Origin of the sequence: Terriglobus sp. YAF25 (assembly GCF_052113305.1) — a bacterium.
Lineage (GTDB): Bacteria > Acidobacteriota > Terriglobia > Terriglobales > Acidobacteriaceae > Terriglobus.
In genome coordinates, this window is sequence record NZ_JBFRCY010000214.1 from 1 (window position 1) to 6,315 (window position 6,315).

Below are 6,315 nucleotides of genomic sequence, written 5' to 3' on the forward strand. Positions count from 1 at the left end.
GTTGTGCCTCCTGTGGAAGTGCCGGCGGCCACATTGCCGTCCCGGTCGAGAGCGACGACTCCAACGGTACCGTACTTGTGCGTCTGGCTTTCATCGGGCCACGCCGCAGCAGGCAACTCATCGGGTTGCAGGAAAGAGATCGGTTCCTTTGGCTCGGGAGGAGCGCCTGCCGGGCGCGGAGGAATCGGTTTGCCCTTGGCCTTGAGCGCCTTTACAAGCTGCTGCCAGCGGCGCTCGGTGAAGAAGTAGCTTGGGTCAACCTGCTCCAGGCCGTGGTCGGCACCGAACTCATCGGCTCCGCTACCGATCAGCATGACGTGCGGCGACTTCTCCATGACCGCGCGTGCCAGCGAGATAGGGTGCCTGGTGCGGGTGACTTCGGCGACCGCCCCTGCGTTCAGGGTCTTGCCGTCCATGATGGCAGCGTCCAGTTCATTGCGTCCGGCAGCGGTAAAGACGGCGCCGCGTCCGGCGTTGAACAGCGGATCGTCTTCCATCAGTTCGATTGAGGCTTCGATGGCATCAAGGGAAGATCCGCCTTTGGCCAGCACGTCCGCGCCCGTCTGCAGCACTTTGTCGAGAGCCGCGCGGTAGGCCTTTTCGGCCTCGGGTGTCATATTCTTTCGTTCGATGACGCCGGCGCCTCCGTGAATGACGATGGCCCATTTGTGAGGTGTCTGTGGTGTTTGGCCTGGTGTGGTCATGGAGATCATGGCAGCCGCAGCCACCGCAAAAAATGCTCTCTTTCTTGTCATCGTTTCTCAACCCCCAACTGGGTCAGCAGGAAGGCGTAGTCGAAAGCGATTTCCTTGAGGTAGTCATAACGGCCGGAAGCTCCGCCGTGACCCGCGTCCATGTTGGTCTCAAGCAGTAGCGGAGTGTCGTTCTTTTTCAGAGTGCGCAGCTTGGCGATATATTTGGCCGGCTCCCAGTACATCACCTGCGAATCGTTCAGGCTGGTTTTCACCAGCATCGTCGGGTAATCGCCTGGCTTCAGATTGTCGTATGGCGAATAGGCGCGCATGGTGGCGAACGCTTCCGGCTCGTTAGGATTGCCCCACTCCTCATACTCGGCGACGGTGAGCGGAAGCGAGTCATCCAGCATGGTGTTCATCACATCGACGAAGGGCACATGTGACAGCACAACGCTGAAGAGATCAGGGCGAAGATTGGTGACCGCGCCCATCAGCAGGCCGCCCGCGGAGCCGCCTTCGATGGCGACTCGTTTTGGATCACCATAGCCTTCGGCGACAAGGTGCTCGGTCGCGGCGATGAAGTCGGTAAAGGTGTTCATCTTCGCCTGCATCTTGCCGGCGTCGTGCCACTTGTCGCCAAGATCACCGCCGCCACGGATATGTGCATAGGCCAGTACCAGGCCGCGATCGAGCAGCGAAAGACGGTTCGGGTTGAAGCCAACCGGCAGTGCGTAACCATAGGAACCGTAGCCGTAGACATACAGCGGATTCTCACCATTGCGGATAAACTCATCGCGACGATAGACAAGCGAGACAGGGATCTTTGTGCCGTCGGATGTTGTCGCCCAGATGCGCTCGGAGGCATAACGGGAACGATCGAAACCGCCAGGGACCTCCTGCTGCTTCAGCAGCGTGGAGGAATGTGTGTGGACGTCATAGCTGTAGACCGACGACGGTGAGACCAGCGACTGATAGCTGTAGCGGAAGGTAGCCGCAGCAAACACCGCATTGACGTGCAGTCCCGCAGAGTAGGTTGGCTCAGGGAAGGTCACCTCTTCGGAAGTGGATGTCAGCTTCTCGCCGCTCCAGCCGAAGACGCGAAGACGGGGCAGGCCGAGGACACGGTCGGAGGCGACCGCGAAGTCGCGGAAGAGATCGAAGTCCTCGAGCGGATATTCTGCATCCTCTGGGAGCTCTTCGATCCAGTGCTCGCGCCCAGGAGCATTCACATCTGCCGAAACCAGACGGAAATTCTTGCCGGTGTCGTTCACCCGGATATAGAAGCGTCCGTTGCGATGATCGGCGTAGTATTCCTGGTCGTTGATGCGCGGAGCCAGCAGCGTGAACGTCGCCGGGTCGGAGGCAGGTGCAAACCGCATCTCGGTTGTCGTGTGGCTGCCGGATTCGATGAAGATGTATTTGCGATCACGGCTGCGTCCGGCGCCGAGATTGAAACGTTCGTCTGTCTCCTCAAAGATCACGGCGTCCTTGGCTGTGTCTTCACCGAGCGTATGACGATAAAGACGATAGTGACGCTTGGTCTGTTCGTCTTCAACGGTGTAGAAGAGCGTCTTTGAGTCGTCAGCCCACACCAGCGAGCCGGTGCGCGGCGCGGTATCCGGAAGATCTTCTCCGGTGACGAGCGAGCGGATATGCAGCGTGTACTGGCGGAAGCCGGTGTTATCGGTCGAATAGGCAAGCAGCGTGTTATCCGGCGAGACCGCAAGGCCTCCAATGGCCATGAACGGCTGATCCTTTGCCAGTTCATTGACGTCGAGAATGACCTGCTCTGCGGCATTGTCGTTATAGACGGCGTTTGGGTCGCCTGGAACTGGCGATGGCTTGCGGCAGTAGATGGGGTACTGCAGGCCTTCGACCGTGCGGGTGTAGTAGAAGTATCCGTTCGCGAGGTAGGGAACCGAGACATCGGTCTCCTTGATGTGCGACAGCATCTCGCGATAGAGCCTGTCCTGCAGCTCCTTGGTGGGCTCCATGAAGGCGTGAGTGTAGGCGTTTTCGGCCTTCAGGTAGTCGATCACCTCTTCTGAGTCCTTGTTCCGGAGCCAGAAGTAATCGTCTTCGAGTGTTTGTCCGTGGATGTTGATGGGATGCGGCTCGCGGCGGGCGACAGGGGGGTGCATGTCTTGATTCGGCTCCAAAGGTAGAGGATACAGGCAACCGAAGATGGATGTTGCCACCCTAAGAAAGAGAGGAGTATTGTGCCTCGTCGTAGAGATCGTAGAGCTACAGGAGGACTCGAAGGATGCGAGTATCAGGCGTTTCAGCCTTTGTTGTGATGTTGGGATTTGGTGCGGCAACTTTAGCAGCACAGCAGGATACGAGCGGCAGCGTCTACAACACCAATCCAACACCGCAGCAGCAGCGGCAGGAGAAGCCGGCGGGTGTGGGTGTTTCCAATGCGCGGCCGGAGGATACCTCGGCGCCGCTGGGGGATACCGGTGAGCGTATGCGTGACCGGTTTTTCCTGAAGACAGCCGCTCAGAACAGCAGGGGAGCCGTACGAATGAGTCAGCTTGCTCTCGCGAAGTCCAGCAACGACGATGTAAAGGCATTCGCGCAGAAGATCATGACGGACCATGCCGCGCTCGCGCGCACCTGGAAGCCGCTGGCACAGGAACTCGGAGGTCCTCCGGCTCGGGAGCTTTCCAGGAAGGACCAGAAGCTGTATGACCGGTTGAGCGGTCTTTCAGGAGAGCCGTTCGACAAGGAGTACATGATGGCCATGGCCGAGAGCCATCGGGAAGACCTGAAGCTCTTCCGCGACACCATGGTGGCCACCTCGAATAACTCACTCAAAGACGCTCTCGACCGCACGATCCCCGTGATCCAGGACCACATCATGCAGGCGGATTCTGTTGCGCGCAAGAATGGGTATCTAGCTATGCAGTAACGGTTATCTCGCCATGCAGTAAGGTAGATACTGGAAGAACAAAGGCGGGCGTCACGCCCGCCTTTGTTTTGCCTGCGGAACCTTTTGCGGGGCGAAAGCGTAGAATGATGACAGATATGGGCCGATGGGCCAGATCGTGGATGTGGGCGCTGCTGATCGTGCTGGCGCCTTTGGCGGCGGTGGGTGAGAAGGTAAGCGACCTCCCCAAGCCGACAGCTTACGTAACCGATCTGGCGAACGTGTTGTCCGATCCCGCCAAAGCGCAGATCAATCAATATGCAGGCGAGGTGGAGCGGCAAGCGCACGCCCAGATTGCCGTGGTCATCATTAAGTCACTCGACGACCAGCCAATCGAAGACTACGCGAACAATCTCTTCCATACCTGGGGTATTGGGCCCAAGGACGCGAAATACAAAGATCGCGGCATCCTGTTGTTGTTTGCCACGCAGGATCGTAAACGGCGTATCGAAGTTGGCTTCGGTCTTGAAGGGATTCTGCCCGATGCCAAGACCGGCGACATCGGGCGAGCGATGCGGCCGCTGCTACAGCAGAATGAGTGGGACGACGCTATTCGTCTTGGTGTAACCGAGATCGGACAGACGATCGCCGACGACGCTGGCGTCACACTCAATCCTCCGCAGACAACGCATACCTATCATCGTGAGACGGTACACTCCGGTGGCGGCATCGGGATCGGTGTTCTCGTCGTTGGTTTTATCCTCTTCCTGATCGTTGTGAGTATTCTGCGCCGTATCTTCGGCGGCGGTGGCCCTGGCGGTTTCGGCGGTGGGGGTGGCGGTGGTTGGCTGCCTTGGCTGATTCTCGGCAATATCCTGGGTAGTGGCGGTGGACGCCGTGATTGGGATGGACGCGGCGGCGGTGGTGGCGACGGAGGCGACTCCAGCGGTGGCTTTGGCGGTTTTGGTGGTGGTGACTCCGGTGGCGGTGGTTCCAGCGGAGACTGGTAAAGATTTTAGAGTTGGCCGGAGGCAAGCCTCCGGAGAAACAGGAGACGAGGCAAATGAAAGGTTTTCTGATTGGGCTGGTAGCCGTTGTACTGATTGTTGTGTTCGCATTCGGAAGCTACACAGGCTCCAAAAACACGATGGTGCAGAAGAATGAGGAGGTGACAGCTGCCTTCTCTGAGATCGATGTGAACCTGCAGCGCCGTGCTGATCTGATCCCGAACCTGGTGGCAACCGTGAAGGGCTACGCCAAGCAGGAGCTGGATGTGTTGACGGCGATCTCCAATGCGCGCGCCGGCCTTCTGACGGCGAGGACTCCGGATGAGAAGCTGGCTGCGAACGACCGCCTGAGTGTCGCCTTGCTGCCATTGACCCGCCTGCAGGAGACCTATCCGGAGCTGAAGAGCAATGAGCAGTTTCAGCGCCTGGAAGATGAGCTGAGCGGAACGGAAAACCGCATTGCTGTGGCGCGCCGCCGCTACAACGATTCCATCAAGGACTACAACGTGTACATCCAGCAGTTCCCGCACTCCATCTGGGCGGGTATGGCCGGGTTCACGCCGAAGACGGGCTACTATGCCGCTGACCCGGGCTCGAAGACCGCGCCGAAGGTTGACTTCGGCAAGTAAAGGAATCGAAGCAAAACAGAAAGGCCGCCCACAAGGGCGGCCTTCTTTATTGCGTCAGAGTCTCAGTGCAGATCAGCTTAACCGGCTTACTTCGTGAACGAAGCGACGGCCGAAGCTTCATCATCCTTGACGTCGAAGACGGTGTAGAGCTTCGTGATCTGGAGCAGGTCGTGGACTTTCTTGGTCAGGTTCAGCAGTTTCAGCTCGCCACCGGAGTTCTTGACGGTGGTAAAGGAGCTGACGAGCTCGCCGATGCCCGAGGAGTCGATGTAGCTGACGTCGCCCAGGTTCAGCAGGACGCTCTTATTGCCCTTTGCGAGCTGGTCGCGGATGGCGTCGCGCAATACGACGCTGCCTTCTCCGAGTGTGATGCGGCCGCTCAGATCCAGGATAGTGACGCCGTCTACCTGGCGGGTGCTGACTTTCATGCTCACGTGGTGATTCCTCCTAGTTAATTGCCCGTTGGTGCGGGAGTGCGATGTTTGATCAGGGTCAGTTCCGTCCCAGGATGGGTCTGGCGGAAGTGTACCTCATCCATAAAAGCGCGGATAAGGAAGATGCCTCGTCCTGAGCCGCGCAGGATGTTTTCTGGCGCGAGCGGGTCGGGAATGGTGTCAGGGTCGAGTCCCGGCCCCTGGTCAGTAATCTTGATGACCAGATCCGACGACGTGGTTTCAAAGGACGCGCTTACATGCTTCTCCGTGCTGTAGTTATTGCCATGAAGCACGGCATTGACTGCGGCTTCGCGCACGGCCATTGCGATGTTGGGGATGTCGTCCTCGGAAAATCCTGCGCGCTGGGCGAATTGCTCAGCTTCCAGCTCGAGCCGGTTAACGGTGTCGAGCGTCGAGTCGAGGGTGAAACTGGCGCGGCTTGTGGTCGAGTCGGCCAAATTACTCCTGCAGGCGAGGTGCTGATTTTGGAGCCGCCGACGCCAGAGGAGCCGGAGTTTCGTCCAAGGTGCTTACAAGGGCAGTTTGCTTCCCTGGGAAGCAAAAGTCAAGAAAATGGAATTGGATGCCCTCCGGCGCGGGCGGAGGGAACCTTCTTTGCCGGGGAAGCGTATGCCCTGTCACCGCGATAGAGCATTTTTCCTGTAGGTGTAGTGTAGGGTT

At 58.6% G+C, this 6,315-nt stretch carries 7 protein-coding genes; 3 read left to right on the forward strand and 4 right to left on the reverse strand.

The window, feature by feature from the left end:
- On the reverse strand, positions 1–755 hold a 755-nt coding region (locus AB4043_RS10835), incomplete at its 3' end, for an isoaspartyl peptidase/L-asparaginase family protein (protein ID WP_442307043.1).
- Positions 752–2,836, reverse strand: coding sequence for a S9 family peptidase (locus AB4043_RS10840; RefSeq protein WP_442301262.1), 2,085 nt, complete (start codon positions 2,834–2,836; stop codon positions 752–754). The genes AB4043_RS10840 and AB4043_RS10835, both read right to left, overlap by 4 nt.
- A gap of 122 nt (positions 2,837–2,958) precedes the next feature.
- Between AB4043_RS10840 and AB4043_RS10845 the strand changes: the two genes are divergently transcribed.
- The 3 genes from AB4043_RS10845 to AB4043_RS10855 all read left to right on the forward strand — a co-directional run bounded on the left by AB4043_RS10845 (position 2,959) and on the right by AB4043_RS10855 (position 5,200).
- Positions 2,959–3,606 (forward strand): DUF4142 domain-containing protein, encoded by a 648-nt coding sequence (locus AB4043_RS10845; RefSeq protein WP_442301263.1) that lies wholly within the window; start codon positions 2,959–2,961, stop codon positions 3,604–3,606.
- Positions 3,607–3,710: 104 nt separating this feature from the next.
- Complete coding sequence (locus tag AB4043_RS10850) at positions 3,711–4,574, forward strand: TPM domain-containing protein (RefSeq protein ID WP_442301264.1); 864 nt, start codon at positions 3,711–3,713, stop codon at positions 4,572–4,574.
- 53 nt (positions 4,575–4,627) lie between these two features.
- Positions 4,628–5,200 (forward strand): LemA family protein, encoded by a 573-nt coding sequence (locus AB4043_RS10855; protein WP_442301265.1) that lies wholly within the window; start codon positions 4,628–4,630, stop codon positions 5,198–5,200.
- Between the two features lie 86 nt (positions 5,201–5,286).
- On the opposite strand, the gene AB4043_RS10860 is transcribed toward AB4043_RS10855, so the two are convergent.
- Together AB4043_RS10860 and AB4043_RS10865 are read right to left on the reverse strand one after the other, a co-directional pair.
- Positions 5,287–5,634 (reverse strand): STAS domain-containing protein, encoded by a 348-nt coding sequence (locus AB4043_RS10860; RefSeq protein WP_147648700.1) that lies wholly within the window; start codon positions 5,632–5,634, stop codon positions 5,287–5,289.
- A 17-nt stretch (positions 5,635–5,651) separates the two neighbouring features.
- Positions 5,652–6,092, reverse strand: a complete 441-nt coding sequence (locus tag AB4043_RS10865) for an ATP-binding protein (RefSeq protein ID WP_442301266.1) — start codon at positions 6,090–6,092, stop codon at positions 5,652–5,654.
- Between the last annotated feature and the right edge of the window lie 223 nt (positions 6,093–6,315).